Source organism: Aquimarina sp. 2-A2 (assembly GCF_045505135.1).
Lineage (GTDB): Bacteria > Bacteroidota > Bacteroidia > Flavobacteriales > Flavobacteriaceae > Aquimarina > Aquimarina intermedia.
The window spans coordinates 253507-276623 of record NZ_JBJKFI010000004.1 but is presented as its reverse complement, the minus strand read 5'-3'; the positions used below and the strand labels follow the sequence as shown (position 1 = coordinate 276623).

At 35.9% G+C, this 23117-nt stretch carries 21 protein-coding genes and 1 other RNA gene; 16 read left to right on the top strand and 6 right to left on the bottom strand.

Annotation, left to right across the window (positions count from 1 at the left end):
- Positions 1-19 precede the first annotated feature (19 nt).
- The 4 genes from ACJRPK_RS11980 (at position 20) to rny (ending at position 2394) form a co-directional block, all read left to right on the top strand.
- The gene (locus tag ACJRPK_RS11980; RefSeq protein ID WP_148783824.1) at positions 20-310 is read left to right on the top strand and encodes a hypothetical protein; all 291 of its coding nucleotides are present in this window, start codon (positions 20-22) and stop codon (positions 308-310) included.
- Positions 311-320: 10 nt separating this feature from the next.
- Positions 321-611 (top strand): cell division protein ZapA, encoded by a 291-nt coding sequence (locus ACJRPK_RS11975; protein WP_407140199.1) that lies wholly within the window; start codon positions 321-323, stop codon positions 609-611.
- 55 nt (positions 612-666) lie between these two features.
- A non-coding RNA gene (gene ssrS / locus ACJRPK_RS11970) (6S RNA) lies at positions 667-773 on the top strand.
- A gap of 55 nt (positions 774-828) precedes the next feature.
- Positions 829-2394, top strand: coding sequence for a ribonuclease Y (gene rny / locus ACJRPK_RS11965; protein WP_407140198.1), 1566 nt, complete (start codon positions 829-831; stop codon positions 2392-2394).
- Between the two features lie 118 nt (positions 2395-2512).
- On the opposite strand, the gene ACJRPK_RS11960 is transcribed toward rny, so the two are convergent.
- Both ACJRPK_RS11960 and ACJRPK_RS11955 read right to left on the bottom strand, forming a co-directional pair.
- Positions 2513-2905: a hypothetical protein gene (locus ACJRPK_RS11960; RefSeq protein WP_407140196.1), complete on the bottom strand. Its 393-nt coding sequence runs from the start codon at positions 2903-2905 to the stop codon at positions 2513-2515.
- Between the two features lie 123 nt (positions 2906-3028).
- Positions 3029-5581, bottom strand: coding sequence for an ATP-dependent Clp protease ATP-binding subunit (locus ACJRPK_RS11955; RefSeq protein ID WP_407140194.1), 2553 nt, complete (start codon positions 5579-5581; stop codon positions 3029-3031).
- Between the two features lie 353 nt (positions 5582-5934).
- Here ACJRPK_RS11955 and gyrA point away from each other — a divergent pair, with 353 nt between their 5' ends.
- A complete protein-coding gene (gene gyrA, locus ACJRPK_RS11950) occupies positions 5935-8472 on the top strand; it encodes a DNA gyrase subunit A (protein WP_407140192.1) in 2538 nt (845 codons plus the stop codon).
- 21 nt (positions 8473-8493) lie between these two features.
- Complete coding sequence (locus ACJRPK_RS11945; protein ID WP_407140191.1) at positions 8494-9771, top strand: tetratricopeptide repeat protein; 1278 nt, start codon at positions 8494-8496, stop codon at positions 9769-9771.
- 88 nt (positions 9772-9859) lie between these two features.
- On the opposite strand, the gene ACJRPK_RS11940 is transcribed toward ACJRPK_RS11945, so the two are convergent.
- Complete coding sequence (locus ACJRPK_RS11940) at positions 9860-10267, bottom strand: glyoxalase (protein WP_407140189.1); 408 nt, start codon at positions 10265-10267, stop codon at positions 9860-9862.
- 96 nt (positions 10268-10363) lie between these two features.
- Positions 10364-11059: a hypothetical protein gene (locus tag ACJRPK_RS11935; RefSeq protein ID WP_407140187.1), complete on the bottom strand. Its 696-nt coding sequence runs from the start codon at positions 11057-11059 to the stop codon at positions 10364-10366.
- A gap of 149 nt (positions 11060-11208) precedes the next feature.
- On the opposite strand from ACJRPK_RS11935, the gene ACJRPK_RS11930 reads away from it, so the two are divergent.
- The 3 genes from ACJRPK_RS11930 (at position 11209) to ACJRPK_RS11920 (ending at position 13785) form a co-directional block, all read left to right on the top strand.
- The gene (locus tag ACJRPK_RS11930; protein ID WP_407140185.1) at positions 11209-12096 is read left to right on the top strand and encodes a DUF72 domain-containing protein; all 888 of its coding nucleotides are present in this window, start codon (positions 11209-11211) and stop codon (positions 12094-12096) included.
- 166 nt (positions 12097-12262) lie between these two features.
- On the top strand, positions 12263-12607 hold the full coding sequence (locus ACJRPK_RS11925; protein ID WP_407140183.1) for a hypothetical protein: 345 nt from the start codon (positions 12263-12265) through the stop codon (positions 12605-12607).
- 68 nt (positions 12608-12675) lie between these two features.
- Positions 12676-13785 carry a DEAD/DEAH box helicase gene (locus ACJRPK_RS11920; protein WP_407140181.1) on the top strand — a complete coding sequence of 370 codons (1110 nt, stop codon included), beginning with the start codon at positions 12676-12678 and terminating at the stop codon, positions 13783-13785.
- 20 nt (positions 13786-13805) lie between these two features.
- On the opposite strand, the gene ACJRPK_RS11915 is transcribed toward ACJRPK_RS11920, so the two are convergent.
- Positions 13806-14171, bottom strand: a complete 366-nt coding sequence (locus ACJRPK_RS11915) for a response regulator (protein WP_407140179.1) — start codon at positions 14169-14171, stop codon at positions 13806-13808.
- Positions 14168-16369, bottom strand: a complete 2202-nt coding sequence (locus tag ACJRPK_RS11910; RefSeq protein WP_407140178.1) for an ATP-binding protein — start codon at positions 16367-16369, stop codon at positions 14168-14170. The genes ACJRPK_RS11915 and ACJRPK_RS11910 overlap by 4 nt, the downstream gene beginning before the upstream one ends.
- A gap of 287 nt (positions 16370-16656) precedes the next feature.
- On the opposite strand from ACJRPK_RS11910, the gene ACJRPK_RS11905 reads away from it, so the two are divergent.
- From ACJRPK_RS11905 to ACJRPK_RS11875, 7 genes are all read left to right on the top strand, one after another.
- On the top strand, positions 16657-16818 hold the full coding sequence (locus tag ACJRPK_RS11905; RefSeq protein WP_407140177.1) for a DUF1328 domain-containing protein: 162 nt from the start codon (positions 16657-16659) through the stop codon (positions 16816-16818).
- Positions 16819-17117: 299 nt separating this feature from the next.
- Positions 17118-17573, top strand: coding sequence for a ferritin-like domain-containing protein (locus ACJRPK_RS11900; protein WP_407140175.1), 456 nt, complete (start codon positions 17118-17120; stop codon positions 17571-17573).
- A 71-nt stretch (positions 17574-17644) separates the two neighbouring features.
- Positions 17645-17974 (top strand): four-helix bundle copper-binding protein, encoded by a 330-nt coding sequence (locus ACJRPK_RS11895; protein ID WP_407140173.1) that lies wholly within the window; start codon positions 17645-17647, stop codon positions 17972-17974.
- A gap of 15 nt (positions 17975-17989) precedes the next feature.
- Positions 17990-18730 (top strand): DUF3891 family protein, encoded by a 741-nt coding sequence (locus ACJRPK_RS11890; RefSeq protein ID WP_407140172.1) that lies wholly within the window; start codon positions 17990-17992, stop codon positions 18728-18730.
- Between the two features lie 55 nt (positions 18731-18785).
- The gene (gene sbnA, locus ACJRPK_RS11885) at positions 18786-19817 is read left to right on the top strand and encodes a 2,3-diaminopropionate biosynthesis protein SbnA (RefSeq protein ID WP_407140170.1); all 1032 of its coding nucleotides are present in this window, start codon (positions 18786-18788) and stop codon (positions 19815-19817) included.
- Between the two features lie 2 nt (positions 19818-19819).
- A complete protein-coding gene (locus ACJRPK_RS11880; protein ID WP_407140169.1) occupies positions 19820-21652 on the top strand; it encodes an FAD/NAD(P)-binding protein in 1833 nt (610 codons plus the stop codon).
- A gap of 4 nt (positions 21653-21656) precedes the next feature.
- On the top strand, positions 21657-23108 hold the full coding sequence (locus tag ACJRPK_RS11875) for a Y4yA family PLP-dependent enzyme (RefSeq protein ID WP_407140167.1): 1452 nt from the start codon (positions 21657-21659) through the stop codon (positions 23106-23108).
- Positions 23109-23117: the final 9 nt, after the last annotated feature.

Here is a 23117-nt window from a genome sequence, read left to right as displayed (position 1 = left end):
AGTATTGCGTAGCTAAATAATGAGTGATTTAATTGGGACTATTGATTCTCTGGAAGATAAGATAAGCAGGTTGCTGGATCGTTATGATCATTTACAGCAACAGAATATCGATCTGGAACGTAAGATAGGGGAGTTTCGGCGAAATGCTGAAGTCCAATCAGATCAATTAAGGCAGTGGGAAGAAAAGTTCAGTGCCCTTAAAAATGCTAATGCAATGTTAGGCAGTGACGAATATAAAAGAGAAACTAAGCTCAAAATAAATGCTTTGATACGAGAGATTGATACGTGTATAGCGCAACTCTCAGAATAATAAAGGGGAAATGGCCGATAAGCTGAAGATTAAAATTACTGTTGCCGATCGTGTCTATCCTCTAACGGTAAATCCTGAACAGGAAGAAGGATTGAGAAAGGCCGCAAAGAAGATCGAAGAAATGATCAAGCAATTTGAGCAGAGTTATGCAGTGAGAGATAAACAAGACGTTTTGGCTATGTGTGCTTTGCAATTAGCAGCACAAGTGGAACAAAAAGGAATAGATAAAGATAATGATAAAAATAATGTAGCAACTCGCCTTACGGTATTAAGCGATTTGTTAGATAAGCATTTATCATAACGTTCATATCATAGGACATAAGGTTACTGCCTGCACTAGTCGTATTTTTTGATAAACTCAACAAGAATTAATTCAAAAGGGTGAGTTTAAGTTGTAAAAGCGCGCCGCCTTGAGCGGATTCTTGACCAGCTTGTTAGCCCTAAACCTGTTTTTACAGAGTTTATACAAAACCCATGCTAGTGCAGGCTTTTTTATACACAAATATTAAATTTAAATTATGGATAATATAATATTCTTAATAGTTGCGACCATAGCGGGAATAGCGGTGGGTTTTGTTATCGCTAAGGTGATGGAACGTAATAAAGCTTCTGAAATACTTTCTAATGCTAAAAAAACGTCTGATCGCTTAATTAAAGAGGCAAAAAGTGAAGGGGAATCTATTAAGAAGGATAAAATACTACAGGCAAAAGAAAAGTTCATTGAGCTCAAATCAGAGCATGAAAAAGTTATTTTTTCCAGAGATAAAAAAATGGCTGATGCAGAAAAAAGAACCCGTGATAAAGAATCACAGGTTTCTAATGAACTGGCAAAAAATAAAAAGCTAAGTGCAGAGCTGGAAGCGAAGCTTAAAGAAACTGATAAGCATACCGAATACCTAGAAAAGAAAAGTAGCGAATTAAAGAAGCTTCACAAAAGCCAGGTACAACAACTGGAAGTTATCTCCGGCTTATCTGCTGATGAAGCAAAAGAACAGTTGGTAGAATCTCTAAAAGAGCAGGCCAAAGCTGACTCTATGGCACTTATTCAGGATCGTATCGAAGAGGCTAAATTAACGGCAAAGCAAGAGGCTAAGAAAATTATTATTAATACCATTCAGCGTATTGGTACCGAAGAGGCTGTAGAGAACTGTGTATCTGTTTTTAATATCGAAAGTGATGATGTTAAAGGTAGAATTATAGGAAGAGAAGGTCGTAATATTAGAGCGATTGAAGCTGCTACGGGTGTCGAGATTATTGTCGATGATACTCCAGAGGCTATTATTCTTTCTTGTTTTGATTCAGTAAGACGTGAGGTTGCTCGATTGTCATTACATAAGTTAGTTACCGACGGTCGAATACACCCTGCCAGAATTGAAGAGGTGGTTAAAAAGACCAGAAAACAGATTGATGAAGAAATTATAGAAGTGGGTAAACGTACTGTTATTGATTTAGGAATTCATGGATTGCATCCAGAATTGATTAAGACGGTGGGTAGAATGAAATATCGTTCGTCCTATGGACAAAACTTATTGCAGCATTCACGTGAAGTCGCTAAATTGTGTGGAGTGATGGCTGCGGAGTTAGGATTGAATCCTAAATTAGCTAAAAGAGCAGGGTTATTACACGATATTGGTAAAGTGCCTGATACTGAGACCGAAGTACCTCATGCAATTTTAGGAATGCAGTGGGCAGAAAAATATGGTGAGAAACCAGAGGTTTGTAATGCTATTGGAGCTCACCATGACGAAGTTGAAATGACCTCCTTAATTTCACCAATTATACAAGTGTGTGATGCCATTAGTGGTGCAAGACCAGGTGCCAGAAGACAAGTATTAGACTCGTATATTCAACGTCTTAAAGATCTTGAGGAGATTGCCTTTGGGTTTAGCGGAGTTAAGAAAGCCTATGCAATACAGGCGGGTAGAGAATTAAGAGTTATCGTAGAGAGTGAAAAGGTAAATGATGAACGAGCTGAAAGCCTGTCATTTGAAATTTCTCAAAAAATTCAGACAGATATGACATATCCCGGTCAGGTTAAGATAACAGTAATACGTGAAACCAGAGCGGTAAATATTGCGAAGTAAACAATCTTAATGTATAGAAATGTAAAGGAGTATAAACAATAGGGTTTATACTCCTTTTTATTTTGACACCCACTCAATTTGGTATAAGATTTTGGTTAGTTGGTAACGAAATATCTTATTATTTTTCTATACAGCTGAGAACCTCATCTTTATATGCTAAAGCTTTTTCCATCGATTCGAAATATCTAAGCTCCTTTTTGAAAAAAGTTTTTTCTATTTCAGATTGTTTTTTGTGAATAATTTGGTCAGAGACAATGATGAATGCTACCAAATTCTCAATCTTAGAGGTTTCGTAATATACTGTAGGATCTACAGCGTACGAATTAACTCTATGTGTGAGATATACAAAAGGACGATTTTCAAAAAACTGTAAGGCGATTTCTGTTAATGTTGCAGTAATCTCAGAGGTGATGCACACACCTTCATTAATTTCTGCTTTCATGTAATTCTTATGCAGTTCTAATGAGCAAAAATCCAAATTATATTTTGCAATTGCCTTTGGACGTCTCATTTGTGATACGGTTTAATATTTTGATAATTCACGTTGGGGTTGTTTTGTTAACTAATGTATAATGTTAAAAAGAAATAAGCCTCGCTTTTGCGAGGCCTATCCTTTTATAGTATTAATTTATTACTACGATTCTGTAGATTTTTCAGCTTTTTTAATGGTGATTACTAACTTTTCAGCGTCCTCATCCATATCCATAAATATACTGTCTCCTTCGGCTAAGTGAGAATTGATTATTTCTTCAGCCAAAGCATCTTCAATATACTTTTGAATTGCTCTTTTTAGCGGTCGAGCTCCGTATTGCTTATCAAAACCTTTATCAGAAATATAGTCTTTTGCTTTATCTGTCAGGTTTAATTCGTAACCAATGTTCTTAATACGTCCGTATAACTTATTTAGTTCGATATCGATAATCTTGTGAATGTCTTCACGTTCTAAAGCGTTAAAAACAACAACATCGTCCACTCGGTTAAGGAATTCTGGTGCAAAAGCTTTTTTCAAAGCACTTTCAATAACTCCCCGTGCATACTCATCAGTTTGTGATTTTTTTGCGGAGGTGCCAAAACCGACTCCTTGTCCAAAATCTTTAAGCTTACGCGCTCCGATATTTGAAGTCATGATGATAATCGTGTTTCTGAAATCAATTTTTCGTCCTAAGCTATCCGTAAGATATCCATCATCTAATACTTGAAGCATCATATTGAATACATCGGGATGTGCCTTTTCTATTTCATCAAGAAGTACTACAGAATAGGGTTTTCTTCTGATTTTTTCTGTCAACTGTCCACCTTCTTCATATCCAACATATCCCGGAGGTGCACCGATTAATCTGGATACAGCGAACTTCTCCATATACTCACTCATATCGATACGAATCAGCGTGTCTTCACTGTCAAACAATTCTTTTGAAAGCACTTTAGCAAGTTGCGTTTTACCTACACCCGTTTGTCCTAGGAAAATAAAGGAACCAATCGGTTTATTCGGATCTTTCAGTCCTGCACGATTACGTTGAATTGCTTTAACCACTTTAGAAACGGCTTCATCCTGTCCAATTACTTTACCCTTAATCAGGTTGGGTAATTCAGCTAATTTGTTGCTTTCGGTTTGTGCAATTCTATTTACAGGAATCCCTGTCATCATAGAAACCACATCGGCAACATTATCCTCGGATACAGTTTCTTTATGAAGTTTAGAGTCTTTTTCCCATTGCTCCTGTGCTAATGAAAGTTCTTTTTCCAGATTTTTTTCATCATCTCGCAATTTGGCAGCTTCCTCGTATTTTTGTTTTTTAACAACACTATTTTTGAGTTCTCGTACATCCTCCAGCTTCTTCTCAAGATCAAGAATCTTTTTGGGAACATCTATATTTGTGATATGTACACGAGATCCAGCCTCATCTAAAGCATCAATTGCCTTGTCCGGTAAAAATCTGTCCGTCATATAACGATTCGTCAATTTTACACAGGCTTCAATAGCTTCTTGTGTATAGCTCACGTTATGATGATCCTCATATTTATCCTTAATATTATTCAAAATCTCTATGGTCTCCTCAATATTTGTAGGTTCCACAATAACTTTTTGGAAACGTCGCTCCAGGGCTCCGTCTTTTTCTATGTATTGTCTATACTCATCGAGGGTAGTAGCACCGATACATTGTATTTCGCCACGAGCTAAGGCAGGTTTGAACATATTTGAAGCATCAAGACTTCCTGTAGCACCACCGGCACCAACAATGGTATGAATTTCGTCAATGAACAAAATGATATCATCATTTTTTTCAAGCTCATTCATAACTGCTTTCATACGTTCTTCAAACTGACCTCTGTACTTTGTACCCGCTACAAGACTTGCTAAATCGAGGGTAACCACGCGTTTGTCAAAAAGTATTCTGGATACTTTTCTCTGTATGATCCTAAGGGCTAAACCTTCTGCAATAGCTGATTTTCCAACACCAGGTTCTCCAATTAGTAATGGGTTGTTCTTTTTTCTACGGCTCAAAATCTGAGAAACACGTTCAATCTCTTTTGCACGACCAACTACTGGGTCCAGTTTGCCTTCTTCTGCCATAGCGGTGAGATCCCGACCAAAATTATCAAGAACAGGGGTCTTTGATTTTTTGGTGGTTTTGCCAGCAGATGGGGAGTTGAACGGATTTTCTTTTGAGCTATCTCCACTTAAGTCATCATCTTCAGAAAATGACTCTGCTTGTGGAGTTTCTATAAATTCTTCTTCATTTGTGATCATAAACTTAAATTGGTCTTTAACGTTATCATAATCGACTTTTAAACGATTTAAAAGTTTAGTAGTGGGGTCGTTTTCATTTCTCAATATACACAACAACAGATGCGCAGTATTAATCGAAGCACTTTGAAAAAGTTTTGCTTCCAGAAATGTAGTTTTTAAAGCGCGCTCCGCTTGGCGGGTGAGGTGTAAGTTTTTCTTTTCATTAGACGCAATGGCTATATCCGGATTGGCAGGACTCAAGATCTCAACCTTTCTTCTTAAATTAGTTAAGTCAATATCCAATGCATCTAAAATACTAATTGCTTTTCCGCTCCCATCTCTTAATAATCCCAGCATAAGATGTTCGGTACCTATAAAGTCATGGCCCAAACGCAGCGCCTCTTCTTTACTATAAGCAATAACATCCTTAACTCTAGGTGAAAAATTATCATCCATAAAATTCTCTTTCTTTTTCTTTAACTAAAATAGTAATTTTTACTATGTAACAGGCAAAAACTATTCCCTTTAACCAATCTTAACATTGTAGGAGGGCAAATGATCAATTGTCAGTCGTATCGATTACCCGTTGTAGAAGTAAATTGTATAAAAATTACATTTTTACCTTGATTTTAGTAAATAGACAAAAAAGTATTTAAATTTCAAAATGTTGTCAGCAGTACTTATTAACCGTTGTACGCGGTTATATTGTTAATAAATTACTCATATTACAAAGGCGAACGGTTGTTAATACAGTCCTAAATTTCTTAAATTAGCGCGTTATTAAATAATGTAAGAACAAAACTAAGTTTATGGCTGAAGGAGAAAAGCTAATACCTATCAATATTGAAGATGAAATGAAATCAGCGTATATCGATTATTCGATGTCGGTTATTGTTTCTCGTGCTTTGCCTGATGTACGCGATGGTTTAAAACCAGTACACAGAAGAGTTTTATTTGGAATGTATGAGTTAGGCGTACGGGCCACCGGTGCTCATAAAAAGTCTGCAAGAATTGTCGGAGAAGTTTTAGGTAAGTACCACCCGCATGGTGATACTTCTGTCTACGATACGATGGTTCGTATGGCTCAAGAATGGAGTTTACGTTATATGTTGGTTGATGGTCAGGGTAACTTTGGCTCTGTAGATGGAGATAGTCCTGCAGCCATGCGTTATACCGAAGCACGTATGCGCAAAATATCAGAAGATATGTTGGCCGATATCGATAAAGATACGGTAGATCATACGTTAAACTTTGATGATACCTTATTAGAACCAACAGTTTTACCAACGCGTGTTCCCGGTTTACTAATTAACGGAGCCTCTGGTATTGCAGTTGGTATGGCAACGAATATGCCACCACATAATTTATCAGAAGTTGTGGATGGAACCATTGCCTATATTGACAATGAAGATATTGAGATTGATGAAATCATTCAGCATATTAAGGCACCAGATTTTCCTACGGGAGGAACTATCTATGGTTATGATGGTGTTCGTGAAGCCTTTAAAACCGGTCGCGGTCGAATAGTTATTCGTGGTAAAGCCAGTTTTGAAGAGGTAAATGGACGCGAATGTATCGTGGTTTCTGAAATTCCTTATCAGGTGAATAAGGCAGATATGATTAAAAAGACTGCCGACCTTGTTAATGAAAAGAAAATAGAAGGTATTTCTTCGATACGTGATGAGTCTGACAGAAAAGGGATGCGTATCGTTTATATCTTGAAGAGAGACGCGATACCTAATATCATATTAAACTTACTTTATAAGCATACGGCATTACAATCTTCTTTTAGTGTAAATAATATTGCATTGGTTAAGGGAAGACCGCAAATGCTTAATGTAAAAGATATGATTCACTATTTTGTTGAGCATCGTCACGAAGTGGTAGTGCGTAGAACAAAGTATGAATTGAAAAAAGCAGAAGAACGCGCTCATATTCTAGAAGGACTTATCATTGCTTCTGATAATATTGACGAAGTGATTGCTTTAATCAGAGCCTCTTCAAATGCAGATGAAGCCAGAGAAAAGTTAATTGAAAGATTTAAGCTTACAGAAATACAAGCAAAGGCAATCGTAGAAATGCGTTTGAGACAGTTGACAGGTCTTGAGCAGGATAAATTACGAGCTGAGTATGAAGATTTGATGAAAACTATCGAAGATCTTAAAGATATTCTTGAGAAAAAAGATCGTAGAATGGATATCATCAAGAATGAATTACTTGAAGTAAAAGAGAAATACGGAGACGCGCGTCGTTCTCAAATCGAGTATGCAGGTGGAGACTTAAGTATTGAAGACATGATTCCGGATGAGAAAGTGGTAATCACTATATCACATGCCGGATACATCAAACGTACTTCTCTGAATGAATACAAAAAACAAAATAGAGGAGGCGTAGGACAAAAAGGAAGTACCACACGAAACGAGGATTTCTTAGAAAATTTATTTGTTGGGACGAATCATCAATACATGCTTTTCTTTACACAAAAAGGAAAATGTTTCTGGATGCGTGTGTATGAAATACCAGAGGGAAGTAAAACGTCCAAAGGTAGAGCCATTCAAAACCTGATCAATATTGAAAGTGATGATAAGGTGAAGGCATTTATTTGTACCCAGGATCTAAAAGATGAAGACTATATCAATTCGCATTATGTCATAATGGCAACGAAAAAAGGTCAGGTCAAAAAGACATCTTTAGAACAATATTCTCGTCCGAGAACTAATGGTATCAACGCGATCACTATTAAAGAAGGCGATGAATTGCTTGAAGCAAAACTAACGGATGGGAAAAGTCAGGTGATGTTAGCTGTAAAATCAGGTAAAGCGATTCGCTTTGAAGAGGAAAAAACTCGACCTATGGGAAGAGGAGCTTCTGGGGTTAGAGGAATCAGACTGGCAGATGAAAAAGATGAAGTTATTGGGATGGTATCTGTAAATGATATGGATAGTAATATTTTGGTAGTTTCAGAGAATGGATACGGTAAACGATCTAATTTAGAGGACTATAGAATCACAAATAGGGGAGGAAAAGGTGTTAAAACTATTTCTGTTACCGAAAAAACAGGTAAATTAGTAGCAATAAAAAATGTAACGGATGCCGATGATCTTATGATTATAAATAAATCCGGTATCGCTATTCGTTTAGCAATTGAAGAACTGAGAGTAATGGGTCGTGCTACACAGGGAGTGCGATTGATTAGCTTAAAAGGTAAAGATTCAATAGCTGCTGTAGCAAAAGTAATGCATGACGAAGAAGACGTTGTGCTTGACGAAGAAATGGATGACATTGTAGCCGAAGATGCTGATAATACTGCTAATGGCACGACTATTGATGACAACTCGGAAGAATAAAAACTAATAAAACGTAACATGATGAAGAATAGAATTGTTTTAGCATTACTACTATCAGTAAGCGCTATTGGATTTTCTCAAAAACAAGCCCTTAAATCTGCTTCTAAAGCTCTCAAATCAGGAGATATAGAAATTGCTAATGAGGCTTTGAAAGCAGCAGAAGCACAATTAAACACTGCTGATGAGAAGCAAAAAGCTCAATATTACTATTTAAAAGCTGAAGCATTTAATGCAGCGGCAGATAAAAATGATATCGCTAATATTGAAGGTGCTGCAATGGCATATGCTAAGGTGGTAGAAATTGAGAATGCTGCTGGAAACTCAAAATATAGTGTAGATGCTAGTGAAGGTTTACAAACAATCCGTCAGTCATTAGTTGAAAAGGCAATCGAAGATCAAAACAAGCAAAATTATAAAGGTGCTGCTGACAAGTTATATTTAGGATATAAAACAAATAAAACAGACACCATTTATCTTTATTACGCTGCTTCTAACGCGGTGAATGGTAAAGATTATGATGCTGCTTTAAATTATTATAATGAGTTAAAGGATCTTGGTTTTACCGGAATTCAGAAAGAATTTGTTGCTATTAATAAGGAAACTGGAGAAGAAGAAATCTTTCCTTCAAAATCAGTGATGAATATTCAGGTGAAAGCCGGTGAATTTATCAAGCCGCAAGAGCGATTAACAGATTCTAAAAAGGCCGAAATAGCAAAGAACATCGCTTTGATTTATATTAGTCAGGGTAAAGATGAGGAAGCGATGCAAGCAATGGCTGATGCCAAAAAGGAGAATCCTAATGATGCTTCTTTAATGCAATCTGAAGCTGATATGTTTTACAAGTTAGGTAACATAGCTAAGTATAAAGAAATTATGGAACAGATCGTGGCAAACGATCCTGAAAACCCTGATCTTTATTACAACCTCGGGGTGAGTGCTTCTAAGTTAGAAAATAACGAGCAAGCTATTGAGTATTATAAAAAGGCATTAGAGCTTAAACCTGATTATGGAGCAGCTCAACTTAATATTGCTTCTATTATTTTAAGTGGAGAAAGTGCTATCGTTGAAAAAATGAATGCGCTAGGAACCAGTAGTAGTGATTATAAGAAATATGATGCACTTAAGCTTAAAAGAGAAGAACTTTACAAGAGTGTGATCCCTTACCTGGATGGTGCACTTAAGAGTGATCCTGACAATGTAGAAGTAGTACGTACGTTGATGAACATCTACTACCAAATAGATGATCCTCGTGCAGAAGAGATGAATAATAAATTGAAGGCTCTTGAAGGAGGGAATTAATCCTTCTCATAAGTAACGGATTTATATAACAATAAACCCCCTAAAGTATAAACACTTTAGGGGGTTATTTTTTTCCTTAGTTTTTTGATTACACCGCTCGGGTTAAATCCAGCAATTGAATATTACTTTGAAGACGCTCTTTTACGATATTCATCATACGTTTGTTTAGAGATGATGAATTTTTTGTGTACTGTATATATTCATCGACTGTAAATTGCCCAATTACGATACCTTTTAAAATGTTTCTGAACTTCATGTCCTTTTGGATCGCATTTTCTATAAAAGCCATGCGTAGATCAACAGAAAGTTCGTAGAATGTGTTTTTTCGCTTGGCAACATAATTTCTAAACACTTCAATTAATAAATCGTTCTGTAGCTTGACAATAGGCCTGATTGTCCTATTTTGAAACTGTTCGTCAGTTGTCATGTTTGGGGAGACTCTCGCATTCAATATTTCAGGACGTAGTGCGATAAGTTCGTATGCTCTGTTTTCCATATTAAATTGTTTTATTAAATATAAGGCTTATGTTTTTTGCTTGTGTTTGGTGATATTTTTAATTATCAACCAGTTGTAAACAATTTTTGGATAGGGTTAGCCTGGAAATTTGAAGAGGTTCTGGTCAATTTCAGGATTCAAAACAATGGTATTAATTTCGGCATCCGTACCATTTCTGGAAAATTTAACCGGAAATACCATTCCGTCGATAGTTTGATATGCTTTGATTTCTATGGTGTTTAATTCATTATTCACTGTTTTTTCGATACGTACGGGAAGGTAGGTGGTAGTATCCAGATAAAAAATGGTGGTGTCCATACTTTCTGTTTCTTTCAGCTCAATTTTAAATGTGTTTTTACCTCCTACGGTTGCATTACCGACTAGGTTGGCAACAAAACCATTTTTCCTATATCGCAATAACGGATTAGGAAATATGTCAGATATTTTTTTCATCTGATCCGCTTGATCTTCGCTTAATTTTTCGGTTTGCAGTGTCATGGGATTTTTAGCCCAACTAGTTTTTCCATCTGAAGCAAAAAGTACAATGTCCTGACCAAACGGTTGCGCAATCATTGCTTGTTTTCCATCTGAAGTTGAGATGATCGACATGGGTAGATTAAAACCTTTAAAATTGACAGAAGTAGTCATTTTTATTCCATCGATACGTTCCCAGTTCTCCCGACCGCCGGTTTTTTCGATATGTGTATTAATTAAGCTATTGGCATCTTGTGCTGTGGCACTGGTAGATATAAAAGTCAATATGATAATAACGGCCGTGGGTATAAATTTCATAAAGTGTGTTTTGTGATTACTAAAATACTGTTCCTGTGCTATCTTTATATTAAGGGAATCATAAATCATACCTAACCTTATTATAGGTTTAAATTTCTTTATATATTGGATACCATATAATAAGAATTTATTCTAAAATCAATTTCGTTATGAAATTTGGTAAAGTTGAGAATCCGGAGACCATTGATTTTTCTCTCCCGGAGGATTACCCGGATACAAAACGTGTTCTTATGTCTGGTAAAAGTAAGTCCCTTGAAACATATTTAGGTTGTGCTAAATGGAATAAACAAGATTTAAAAGGCTTTTATCCAAAAGGCACTAAGGACGAATTGCGCTATTATGCGACTCAATTTAACGCTATAGAGCTTAACGCTACTTTTTATCGAATGTTTACTGGTGATCAGTTTGAGAAGTGGTACCTCAAAACTCCTCAAAATTTTAAATTCTTTCCTAAATTAGTTCAAAATATATCACATTTTAAAAGGCTTACAGACGATGTGCAACCTCTAGTAGATGAATATCTTAGCAATGCCGTTAGACTTAAAGAAAAGTTAGGTACTATCTTTTTGCAAATGCACAGTAATTTTGCTCCTTCTCATATCGAAAGACTCACAAACTTTTTAAAACAATGGCCGGTCGACATACCGCTCGCGGTTGAATTGAGGCATCCCGATTGGTATGTGGGAGAAAACTTCACTAGACTTAATGAGGTCTTAGAAAAATACAAAGTAGCGTCAATCATTACAGATACGGCAGGCAGAAGAGATTTATTACACATGCGTCTTACCAACAAAGAAGCTTTTATTCGCTATGTCGGTGCAAATCATACATCGGATTATACTCGTCTCGACGAATGGGTAGATCGACTGGCGACTTGGCATGGCTTGGGACTGGAAAAACTACATTTTTTTATCCACCAGAACGTAGAAAAAGAATCACCGCTCCTGGCCACCTACTTTATTCAAAAATTGAATGAGCGCCTCAATTTGGATTTAAAACTTCCTGAACACGCCTCGAATACATTAGGTTTATTCTGATAAAAAATAAGTTTAACAGTTAAATTTTAAACTTTTTATACACTTTATCGATTTTTTATGTACTTTGTCTATGTTTTTATGAGTTGAATTATACTACACATGTCTTTTTTTCCTGTGATACGTATTTTCGATTCAAGTTTAGGAATTATGAATTTAAATTGGATCTATGAAAAAACATTTACTTTTTACTTGCTTGATGGTGTGTATGGGGATATCCACTGCGGTATCACAATCAATCGATAAAACTGCAATCAGTGATCATATGACGCATACCGTCGAAGTATTGGAGCTGCATGATCACGACGCTGCTTCTTCATTCATTAAGGTTGCTGTGTTAAGTTCTTCCAGACATTTAGATATTACCATGTCTTTACATTCGATTTTATCATCTGATGGAGGTTTTGACTTTAATTGCCATGGAGGATTCTGCATGCAAAAGTCCCATACCCATAAGAAAGGATTATCTCAAAATAAGCAATTATTTACTTATTTTATGAATGTTTCGGGATAGATAACTTTTGGGTAAGTAGAGTCAGTTAATAAGAATAGATTACTTTTGCGCAATAAAAGCAAGAGTATATGAATTTTTTAGATTTAGGAGTGCCTAAGGCACTGAACATGGGATTAAAGGAAATGGGAATTACATCTCCTACCAAAATTCAAGAGCAAGCTATTCCTATTCTACTTAATAGTGCTACTGATTTTATCGGAAAAGCACAAACGGGTACTGGTAAAACAGCCGCTTTTGGAATTCCTTTATTGGCAGGAATTGATGCTAATAATCCTAAAACACAAGCACTTGTTTTAGCTCCTACCAGAGAGTTAGGACAACAAATTGCAAAACAGCTTTTTAAATTCACCAAACACACAGATAAAATTTTTGCTGAGTCCGTGTATGGTGGAGAAAAAATTGACAGACAGATTAAAAGGTTGCAAAGACCTACACATGTCATCGTAGCCACACCGGGTAGATTAATAGATCTATTAGAAAAAAAAGCTGTTGATATCTCCACGATAAAAACAATCGTAATGGATGAGGCTGACGAGATGCTTAGTATGGGTTTCAAAAAGGATTTAACCACCATCTTGAGCAAAACCAAAGGGAAACGAAATGTATGGTTATTCTCTGCAACTATGCCGGCAGCGCTCAATGAGATTATCAATTCATATGTTAGTAAAGATGCAGTAAGAATTACAGTTGATAAGAATGCTACGGTTAATAAAAATATAGATCATAATTTTGTGGTAGGTGAAGAAGCAAGTAAGCTGGACACACTTACTTACTTTTTGAAAACCAAAAAAGAGAGTAGAGGCATCATTTTTACGAAGACAAAAGTTGCCGCTAGAATTCTGGCAAAACAGTTACTAGCCAAAAATTACGAGGTTGGTCTATTAGAAGGTGAAATGACGCAAAAAGACCGGGATAAAGTGATGCGCGCTTTTAAAAATAAAAAACTTCAATACTTGGTATCTACGGATGTCGCAGCCCGTGGAATTGATGTGGATAATTTAGCTTTTGTGGTACATTATCAATTACCTGATCAGTTTGAGTATTACACGCACCGTAGTGGAAGAACTGCCAGAGCCGGAAAAACAGGTGTTTCTTTGGCGTTGATTGTAAAACAAGAATTAAAAACAATTCGTGCTTTAGAAAGTGAATTAGGTATTCGTTTTAATCAAATTAGGTAGACTCTGTTTTACTAATCGTTTTATTGAGCTATAGCTTCTATAGCGTTTAAGAGTTTCTCGAAATCCACAGGTTTAGAGAAGTATTGGTCAAACCCTTTCTCTAAAAAATGTGCTTCATCTCCCGGTAACGCGTAGGCTGTAACGGCATATATAGGTTTTGTTTTTAAAGGATCCATAAGGCGAAATCTTTTAAGAAGTTCGCAACCATCCATTTGATTTATACCTAAATTGATATCTACCAATATAAGGTCAAAGAAATCAGCACTAACTTCTTGAAGAGCAGTGCTTGCATTTGCTACGGTGATGACATCGCAGGCATTTTTAGATAACATTTTATCCATGACTACCGCGTTGATTTTGTTATCCTCTACATACAAAATTTTCATAAGTGTTTTGGTATTACAATTTGAAAATTAGTTCCTTTATTAATATGACTTTTTACAGTGATCGTTCCTTTCAAAACTTCAATAAAACGTTTAGCTAGGCTTAGTCCAATACCGGTTCCTTCATATTTTCGGCTTAGACCTACGCTTTCTTGTACAAAAGGATCAAATATCTTTTTTAGGTTTTTCTTATCGATACCTATACCTGTATCTTTAATATTGATGTGCACTAAATCCTTCTTAGCTATATCTATAACTTCAATATCAATTGTTCCTTTCTCAGTGTACTTGATGGCATTGTGAATGATATTATGTAGTGCAGTTGACAATACTTCTTTGTCTATAATAGCAATAGGCGTCGTATTACTTAAATGTAATTCGTAGGTCAGACGCTTTGACTGCGCCTGATGTTTTAAATTTCTAAAACAACTTTCGACTTCAAAATTTATATCTGTCGGTTCTAACTTTAAGGTTGACTGAATTGTTTCTATTTCGCTATAATTGGAAAGATTGTTTAGCGTTTCTAACAACCGATCTTTACTTTCATCGAGATAATCTACTAATTTGTCACGTTCTTCTATAGTATGCTCATCAAGTAAAAGCTTTGAAATAGTTATAATTCCATTGAGAGGCGTTCTAATCTCATGGCTAAACACGGATAACAGATTGGACTTCAGATTGCTTAATTCCTGTTCTTTGAAATGAGCTTCTTTTATTTTGTATTCTGCTAATTTGAGATCGGTAATATTTTGAAATGTAATGAGTACCGAGTGGACAACCTTATCTTGGTCGCAGATAGGAGCATAAGACACCTGTAGCCAATGCATTTGTCCATCATCTGCTATACGTTCGATTTGTTTTTTGGTTACATTTCCCTTTAACGCCTCATTAAATTCATGAGCAAAGGGTACTTTAAAGTTAACCGGCATCACATCAATAAATAAACTGGGGGTAACCAAGGGATTAATATTAAAATCTTTATTTATTATGTCAACTGTATCCTTATCAGCCATTAGAATTTTACCCTTAGTATCTAATAGGATTGCATAATCAAATCCATGATTAATCATAGCACGTAACCGACCTGCTTGCTCAGCAATTAGTTGCTCGCGTTCTTTCTTATCTTGGACATCAATTAAATTGCCTACGATACGAGTAACATTGTTAGAAGCATCTAATTTTTTATATCCATAGACATCGTAATGGCGATATTCTCCGTTGTGATGTTTTATTCTATAGTAGTTGTAATAGTGCTTGTCGTCTTTTTGTAGATTTTGATGATGTCTTACAATGGCTTCTTCCAGATCATCAGGATGTATTCTTCCCAAGAAGCTATCTTCTGTTACATAGTCATGTTTTAAAGACAAGCCCAGCATCTTTTTAAAGGAATTACTGTACCTTATTTTACTATCCGAAACATTATGATCAAAAAGCCCGGATCGAATTCCTTTTAGAGCCAGATGTTTTGTCTCTTCCGATTTTTTTAATTGTTCCAAGTAGTTATGTTGTTCAGTAACATCTGCAATAGCGCCATTTACATAGACTACTTTACTGTTTTGTACCACAGGTTTGGCAATTACTCGAATCGACTTCTCAGTGCCTTTTTCTGTGCAAATTTTCTCAACGTATTCATATTCCTTTTGAAGTTTTAGTAATTCATCAAAGTGCTGTTTGATAGTAGATCTTCTATCTTCTTTAAAAAACTTGAAAGCTCTCTCTAGCGTTATGTTTTCATCTATAGCAGTTTCGTGAATACTAAAACATTCTGTAGACCAAAAGAGTTGTTTTTTTTCTACATCATAAAACCAAGCTCCGGTATTGGTCAATTTGGACAGGGAACAAAGTGCCTGTTGTTCCTTGCTTTCCTCGGTGATATCCATTCCGGTCGCTTGAATAAGCCCTTCAGCGAAGCTAAAATCAAATTTTATGTAGTTGAGTACACCATTGCTAACCCAAAGTCTTAGTATAACCGTTTGAGATGCTTTGTTAAGTTTTAAATTCTGAATGACGTCTTGAAAAATACTTTTGTCCTCATCTACAATCCAATTTTTTATATTACTTTCTTCGGATAGCTCAATATTGGAAAGAAAACATTCAAAAGCGTTATTGTAATATAACACCTTCCCATTTGTTTTTAGTACAATGAGAAAGAGAGACGTTTTCTCAGGTATAAGTTTAAATTTTTCAGAGGCTAATGGCATACTAGAGCAATTTGTATTTAAAGTTACAAAAATGATTCGATTTACATCCATTTTGTTGGTGTGTTCTATAAAGCCAGAAAATGAATTATTGCTACTTCTGTTTCTTGGTTTAGAAGCTTACGGTTTTGCGATAAAAATCTCAATATCACAATTAAAAGCTAACAAAATCGAATTTTAATTCTTTTTTTAACTAAAAAAACTAAAATTATCATCTAATTACGTTAAAACCAATAGCGCTTTAGTAGTGAAGCGTTAATTTTATGGTCTAATCATAAAACAAAATAAACATGTTACGTTGGACAATCATTTTTGTAGTAATAGCTTTAATCGCCGCAGTATTAGGTTTTGGTGGAATCGCCGGAGCCGCAGCAGGAATTGCTAAGATTCTATTTTTTATCTTTTTAGTTCTTTTTGTTATTTCATTAATTTTTGGATTTATGAGAAAATAAAAATTACACTTTTTACTGCTGATTTACTTTTTCGATAAGAGCAAAAATCAGGATCAAAAGAGAATGTATTACATGGTAGTACATTCTCTTTTTAGTTTCGTTCTTATACTATAAATCTTAAAATATTTTAGAGTTAAGGGCTAAGCGTTCATATCCTTAACGTAACATTTACACCCCGTGTTAAACAATGTCAATTTAAAATCAGGAGTAAGTTTAATACCTAAATTTATCATGATAGGATGACCAAACTATCCAAATGAAGAACACACAGATTATTCTTAATATTAAAACTTAAACGTATGACAACTACAGAAAACATCACAGAGCTAATCAATGATTTAATTGAAAAAAATTATGATGCTAACAAGGGATATCTAAAGGCGGCAGAAAAAGTCACATCTTCTAACCTTGCTATGTATTTTAGAGATAATGCGGCAAACAGATTAAAATTTGCTGAGGAATTAAAAGCAGAATTACACAAATATGCTGATCACGATAAAATAAAAGATAGTGGTAGTGCCACAGGTAGCTTGCACAGAGCTTGGATGGATCTTAAATCTGCATTTTCTTCTAATAATGATGAGGAGATATTAGAGGAGTGTATACGAGGTGATAAAGCAAGCTTGGAGGAGTATGAAGAATCTTTGGAGAAATACTCAGAACTGCCTTCTCGTTTTAGAACGCTGATACAGGAGCAAATTACGAATGTACGTACTACATTAAACCGAATTAAATCTCTGGAGGATTTTGCATAAAATCAAGATTTTATAAAAGTGACTAATTATGATTAGTCACTTTTATATTCTTAACTATAAAATGATAGGATATGAATATTGACGCTTTGATTACCACACTTTATTCCTGTAGAAAGGCATGTTTATTCTGCGCAGATGCTTGTTTGGATGAGGAGGATATTGCTGACATGTCAACTTGTATCAGGTTAGATCATCACTGTGCAATTCTTTGTGCTACGACTGCAGATTTGTTAGTTCAGTCTTATGGTAACATGGATGAACTATTAAAATTATGTATAGAGGCTTGTAAAGCTTGCGCTGATGTTTGTAGTCAACATAAGCATGACCATTGTCAAAAGTGTGCTGCTTCTTGTCAAGAGTGCGTTACTGCCTGTGAAAATTACTTAAGCAGATCGGCATAACAAGCAGGTTATAGAATGATTGTTAACAAAATCAATACAGGTTGGGAGGTTATCTATCAATATACTCATGGATTACTGGCGGGTAAAATCGCACAACAACTTGCTCACAAGTATAGACCACCACATTGGGTTGAAACGTTGACAGCTATCATTGAACATGATGACAATCAGCTTGATTTTGAGGAGAAAGTGTATTTAGATGAGGTTGGTGCTCCCCTTGATTTTGCTTCGGATCAACCTTCGCATAATGAATTATATGAGAGAGCTGTCCGCGTGTTGGACTTGGCGTCCTTTAAATCCGGTTGGATCATGTTACTAGTCTCTATGCATGTAAATTTTTTATATCAAAGTAAGGCCTCAGAAAGTGATAAGCTTATCAAGTTGTTAGATCAGCAGAAGAAACTAAGAGACGTTCTTAGAAAACGCTATCATATTACCAAAGAGGATGCAACTACCTATTACAACTTTTTGCTGTTTTGTGATCGTTGTTCGTTGATATTATGTCAAAATGAAGTACCTGCATTATCGAGATCGATAGAAATAAACAAAACAATTGATAATAAACAATATTTTATCAAACGTATAGATGATACATTTTATACTGTCACTCCTTGGTGCTTTGAGCAGAATGAATTTGTACTCAGTGCAGAAGCCAGAATAGTAAACCAACTCCAATTCAAAAGTAACGACTCGTTACATAAAGCCTTAACCACAGCTCAGGTACATTTAAAGCAATGGAGTTTAAAACGTACCTGATAGTTAATACAAAAAATACAAAACTTAAATTTTTGACCACCACGATTCTAATTATATGATACATTCGATAAACCCTTTTTTGCCGATACAAACATTGATACCACCTTCGGCGAACCCAGCTAACATTTTGGAAACTATAGGAGACACTCCGTTGGTTGCACTTCAACGAATCTCTCAGGCATATTCTTTTGAAATGTTTGCTAAAATGGAAAGTTTTAATCCTGGCGGCAGTATAAAAGACCGAACAGCACACACCATTTTAAGTACTGCACTGCGCGAGGGTAAAATAAAAAAAGGGGATATTATTATCGAGTCAAGCTCAGGTAATATGGCTATTGGATTGGCACAAGCGTGTCTGTTTTATGGACTGCAGTTGATTGTTGTAGTAGATCCTAAATTAAATAAGCATACCGCAAAGATTTTAGAAACGTATGGAGCGACAATAGAAACAGTCTCAAAACCAGAAAAAAACGGAGGTTTTTTAAAGAGTCGGCTCAATAGAGTAGCGGAGCTTTTAAAAGAAAATCCAAATAGTTATTGGACTAATCAATATGAAAACACTTTAAATCCCACCACACATCATACAACCATGTCAGAAATTGCAGAAGCGTTGCAGGGCGAAGTAGCGTATGTTTTTGTGGCTACCAGTACCTGCGGAACCTTGATGGGGTGCGCAGAATATATTGCGCGTAATGGACTATCTACAAAAATTATCGCTGTCGATGCTATCGGTAGTGTTCTGTTCGCCAAGGATAAAAAAGAACGTTTGATTCCAGGTCATGGTGCCGGAGTTCCTTCTAATTTTTTGGAATTAGACTCGGTGCATGACGTAGTACATGTTTCTGATGAAGAATGTATTGAGGGGTGTTGGCGTTTACTGAAAGAAGAGGCGATTCTTTGCGGGGGTTCCTCGGGGGCCATCATCAGTGCAGTAGATAAATATAAAATGAACATTGAGAAAAATAGTGCTTGTGCCCTGATTTTATGTGATCGAGGAGAGCGATATCTCGATACTATTTACAACGAACATTGGGTAAAAACTCATTTTCCTGAAATGAACCTTCCTCATCAATCTATTACAATTTAATTATGTCAGGCAAAGAACTTTTTAACGATGAGCCCTTAGTTATTGGCATTGTTGGTTTTGGTCCAAAAGGATTGTACGGACTGGAACGATTGTTGGCGGCCTATAAAAATTATGGTTCCGAACGAAGAATTATTCTTCATTTGTTTAATAAAAATGATCATTTTGGAAGCGGTTCAGTATATCGTACAGATCAGCCCTCGTATTTGCTAATGAATTATGCTAACAGGTATATCGATATGTGGCCACGAACAGAACCACGACCTATTGTTGAAGATACGCTTACGTTTAGCGAATGGTATAGTTCAACTTTTGAAGAACCAAAAAAGAACATTGATGCCATCAATGCACCAAGAAAGTTAGTCGGTCAATATCTTGAGCAAGGATTTAGTGCGCTGTTGGAGCACAAACCAAAGAATATTATTATTATTCAACATGTATTTGAAATCGACAGTATAGACAAGCGGGAAGATGGTTATCATATATCAGGTGTAAACAATCATCAGCAAGAAATCGCTATTCCGCAAGCGTTTGACGAATTGCTAATCACTACCGGTCATCAAAGAAATAAAAATAACGACAATACCCTATACCCCGAAGCTAAAAAAGAAATGTTCATTGACTTTGTATATCCGGTACAAAACACACTTGCTCACATCGAAAATAACACCACTGTAGCTATAAAGGGATTGGGACTTACGTTTATAGATACGATCCTGGCGTTGACAGAAGGTAGAGGCGGTAGATTTGTTACGATTACAAATGCATATCGCTATTGCAAAAGTGGTGAAGAACCCGCAATTGTATATCCTTTTTCTATTTCGGGGTTACCCATGATTCCGAGAGCAGCTATTGCAAACGATGATTTTGAGACTCCGGAGCCATTATATTTTCAACAAGCTTATCAAAGAGCCTACAAACAATTACAACAGAAAACTAGGGTTAATTTTAGAACCGAACTATTACCAGCTATACAAAAGGATGTTCAATTTGCCTATTATCAGAGGTTGTTTGAGTCAAAAGGTGAATCCTTAATTTTTAACGAGGACTATTCGTATATAGAACAGACTATTCAACAATTTCATATACAATTTCCCGAAGAAGAGAAATTTAGTTTACAAAGTTTATTGGATCCAATTCCTCAAGAGTCATACAATCATGACCGGGTGATAGCTTATATCAAAGATAATCTGACTGCTATTAAGAACTATGGCGCTCAAGCGCCTATACAACTAGCGGTTTCCATGTGGCGCAAAATTAGTCCGCTATTTAATAATCTGTATAGCTTTGGAGGATTGACGGCTGAATCTCAGGAAGATTTTGATGCCAATTTTTCTGGTCACTTTAATCGTATCGCTTATGGAGCACCTGTAATCAATATGAAAAAATTAGTTGCCCTTGCCGATAGTGGCATTGTGAATTTCAGTTATGCGAAGTCACCGATTGTCAAAGTGTTTAAAGAAAAAGAAAACATACAATTAAAACACAGTACAGATAAAACCTATAGCTATTGTGATCATTTAATTGACGCAAGAATTCCTAAAACTAATATCGAGACAGAAAAAACGCAGCTTTTTGCAAAGCTTTGTGAAAAAAAATTAGCCACTCCATTTATAAATGCATCCAACGATTACCAGTATACACCCGGATGCCTGGCAATTACCAATGAAGGTCATCTAATCCGAAGTGATGGTGAGGTCGAAAAAGGGATTACTTTATATGGGACACCTACCGAGGGAATTACCTTTGATAATGACACCTTATCCCGTACACGGAATGATTTTGCCTCACAATGGGCCAATAAAATTATAGAAGTAACCACCTTAATTTCAGTTTAATAAAATGAACGCAATAGAAGATAATATAGCAGTGCTCCCAAGTCTAACTCCGCGTATCGCACCGTGGATGAAACAGGTAGCAAACGATAAAGTTTTACAACAACAACTTTTTGAAACCTACGGATCTCCGATCAATGTTCACGCATTAGATAAATTTGAAAAGAATATCATAGCGTATCAAGAAGTATTGGATCGTCATGAATTAGAGCATCTTATATTTTATGCTCGAAAGGCTAATAAAAGCAAGGCTCTAGTTGCAAAAGCAAAAGCGACGGGTATTGGAGTGGATACGGCAAGTTTTAATGAATTAAAACAAAGTTTAGAGGTTGGAGTAGCCAGTGATAAACTGGTCTCTACCGCTGCCATCAAGAATGAGGACTTGATTAAATTAGCTATTCTTAATGATGTAGTATTAATTCTGGATAATGAAGATGAATGCCGTGCTGTTTCTCAGATTGCTGCACAACTAAACAAAAGAGCGATTGTAGGCTTTAGGGTAAGTGGTTTTTATCATGCAGGAGAAAAACTATATAGTCGCTTTGGATTTGATGTTGATGCGGTGACAGATTTTATTATCAAAAATGTAGGTTGGGATAAGGAGTTTGATAATTTAGAGTATCGAGGGTTGCATTTTCATCTCAATGGGTATTCAACATCTCAAAGAGGAGAGGCTTTACACCAAACTCTACAAATAGCTGAGGAGTTAAGATCAGAAAAATTTGAAACCCTATTTATTGATATTGGTGGAGGATTTTTAATGAACTATCTGGAGGATGAGGAGGAATGGAATGCTTTTAAAACACAGTTAAAAGATGCCGTACAAGGTAACAGACCACCAATTACTTTTCAGAATCAAGGATTGGGTTATGAAATGATTGATGGCGTATTGCATGGCAATTTAGCAACCTACCCGTATTACAATACCATTCACGGACCTCAATTCTTAGAAGAAATTTTAGATTTTACCAATGCGGACCAAAAGACAGCAGCTTCCCGGCTCAAAGAGCAATCCATCCAACTGCGTATGGAACCGGGACGCTCCCTGCTGGACCAGGTAGGTATTACCATGGCAAAAGTTGCATTTAGAAAAAGAGATAGTGAGGGTTCGTTATTAATTGGATTAGAAATGAACATGAGTCAACTCATGAGTTCAAGTGCAGATTTTTTACTGGATCCGATGGTAGTACATATGCAAAGTAAAGAAGAGATCGGGATCGAAGGATACTTTGTAGGAGCCTATTGTCTTGAACGAGATGTGATTTTAAAGCGAAAAATAGCACTCAAACAAATACCTGACATCGGGGATGTTGTGATTTTTATCAATACCGCAGGGTATATGATGCATTTTTTTGAAACTGAAGCCCATCTATTTGACTTATCCAAAAACTTGAGTATGGATACAAGCAAAGAACAATTTGGCATTGATGATTTTATCGATGACACACTTATAAACTAAATTTTATAT

Bases quoted from the DNA above. Each gene is read 5' to 3' on its own strand.
- rny (WP_407140198.1), top strand. From the start codon at position 829: ATGGATAATATAATATTCTTAATAGTTGCGACCATAGCGGGAATAGCG.
- sbnA (WP_407140170.1), top strand. From the start codon at position 18,786: ATGATACATTCGATAAACCCTTTTTTGCCGATACAAACATTGATACCA.
- gyrA (WP_407140192.1), top strand. From the start codon at position 5,935: ATGGCTGAAGGAGAAAAGCTAATACCTATCAATATTGAAGATGAAATG.
- ACJRPK_RS11945 (WP_407140191.1), top strand. From the start codon at position 8,494: ATGAAGAATAGAATTGTTTTAGCATTACTACTATCAGTAAGCGCTATT.
- ACJRPK_RS11890 (WP_407140172.1), top strand. From the start codon at position 17,990: ATGATTGTTAACAAAATCAATACAGGTTGGGAGGTTATCTATCAATAT.
- ACJRPK_RS11940 (WP_407140189.1), bottom strand. From the start codon at position 10,267: ATGGAAAACAGAGCATACGAACTTATCGCACTACGTCCTGAAATATTG.
- ACJRPK_RS11960 (WP_407140196.1), bottom strand. From the start codon at position 2,905: ATGAGACGTCCAAAGGCAATTGCAAAATATAATTTGGATTTTTGCTCA.
- ACJRPK_RS11905 (WP_407140177.1), top strand. From the start codon at position 16,657: ATGTTACGTTGGACAATCATTTTTGTAGTAATAGCTTTAATCGCCGCA.
- ACJRPK_RS11935 (WP_407140187.1), bottom strand. From the start codon at position 11,059: ATGAAATTTATACCCACGGCCGTTATTATCATATTGACTTTTATATCT.
- ACJRPK_RS11925 (WP_407140183.1), top strand. From the start codon at position 12,263: ATGAAAAAACATTTACTTTTTACTTGCTTGATGGTGTGTATGGGGATA.
- ACJRPK_RS11975 (WP_407140199.1), top strand. From the start codon at position 321: ATGGCCGATAAGCTGAAGATTAAAATTACTGTTGCCGATCGTGTCTAT.
- ACJRPK_RS11955 (WP_407140194.1), bottom strand. From the start codon at position 5,581: ATGGATGATAATTTTTCACCTAGAGTTAAGGATGTTATTGCTTATAGT.
- ACJRPK_RS11980 (WP_148783824.1), top strand. From the start codon at position 20: ATGAGTGATTTAATTGGGACTATTGATTCTCTGGAAGATAAGATAAGC.
- ACJRPK_RS11920 (WP_407140181.1), top strand. From the start codon at position 12,676: ATGAATTTTTTAGATTTAGGAGTGCCTAAGGCACTGAACATGGGATTA.
- ACJRPK_RS11915 (WP_407140179.1), bottom strand. From the start codon at position 14,171: ATGAAAATTTTGTATGTAGAGGATAACAAAATCAACGCGGTAGTCATG.
- ACJRPK_RS11875 (WP_407140167.1), top strand. From the start codon at position 21,657: ATGAACGCAATAGAAGATAATATAGCAGTGCTCCCAAGTCTAACTCCG.
- ACJRPK_RS11930 (WP_407140185.1), top strand. From the start codon at position 11,209: ATGAAATTTGGTAAAGTTGAGAATCCGGAGACCATTGATTTTTCTCTC.
- ACJRPK_RS11900 (WP_407140175.1), top strand. From the start codon at position 17,118: ATGACAACTACAGAAAACATCACAGAGCTAATCAATGATTTAATTGAA.
- ACJRPK_RS11895 (WP_407140173.1), top strand. From the start codon at position 17,645: ATGAATATTGACGCTTTGATTACCACACTTTATTCCTGTAGAAAGGCA.
- ACJRPK_RS11910 (WP_407140178.1), bottom strand. From the start codon at position 16,369: ATGCCATTAGCCTCTGAAAAATTTAAACTTATACCTGAGAAAACGTCT.
- ACJRPK_RS11880 (WP_407140169.1), top strand. From the start codon at position 19,820: ATGTCAGGCAAAGAACTTTTTAACGATGAGCCCTTAGTTATTGGCATT.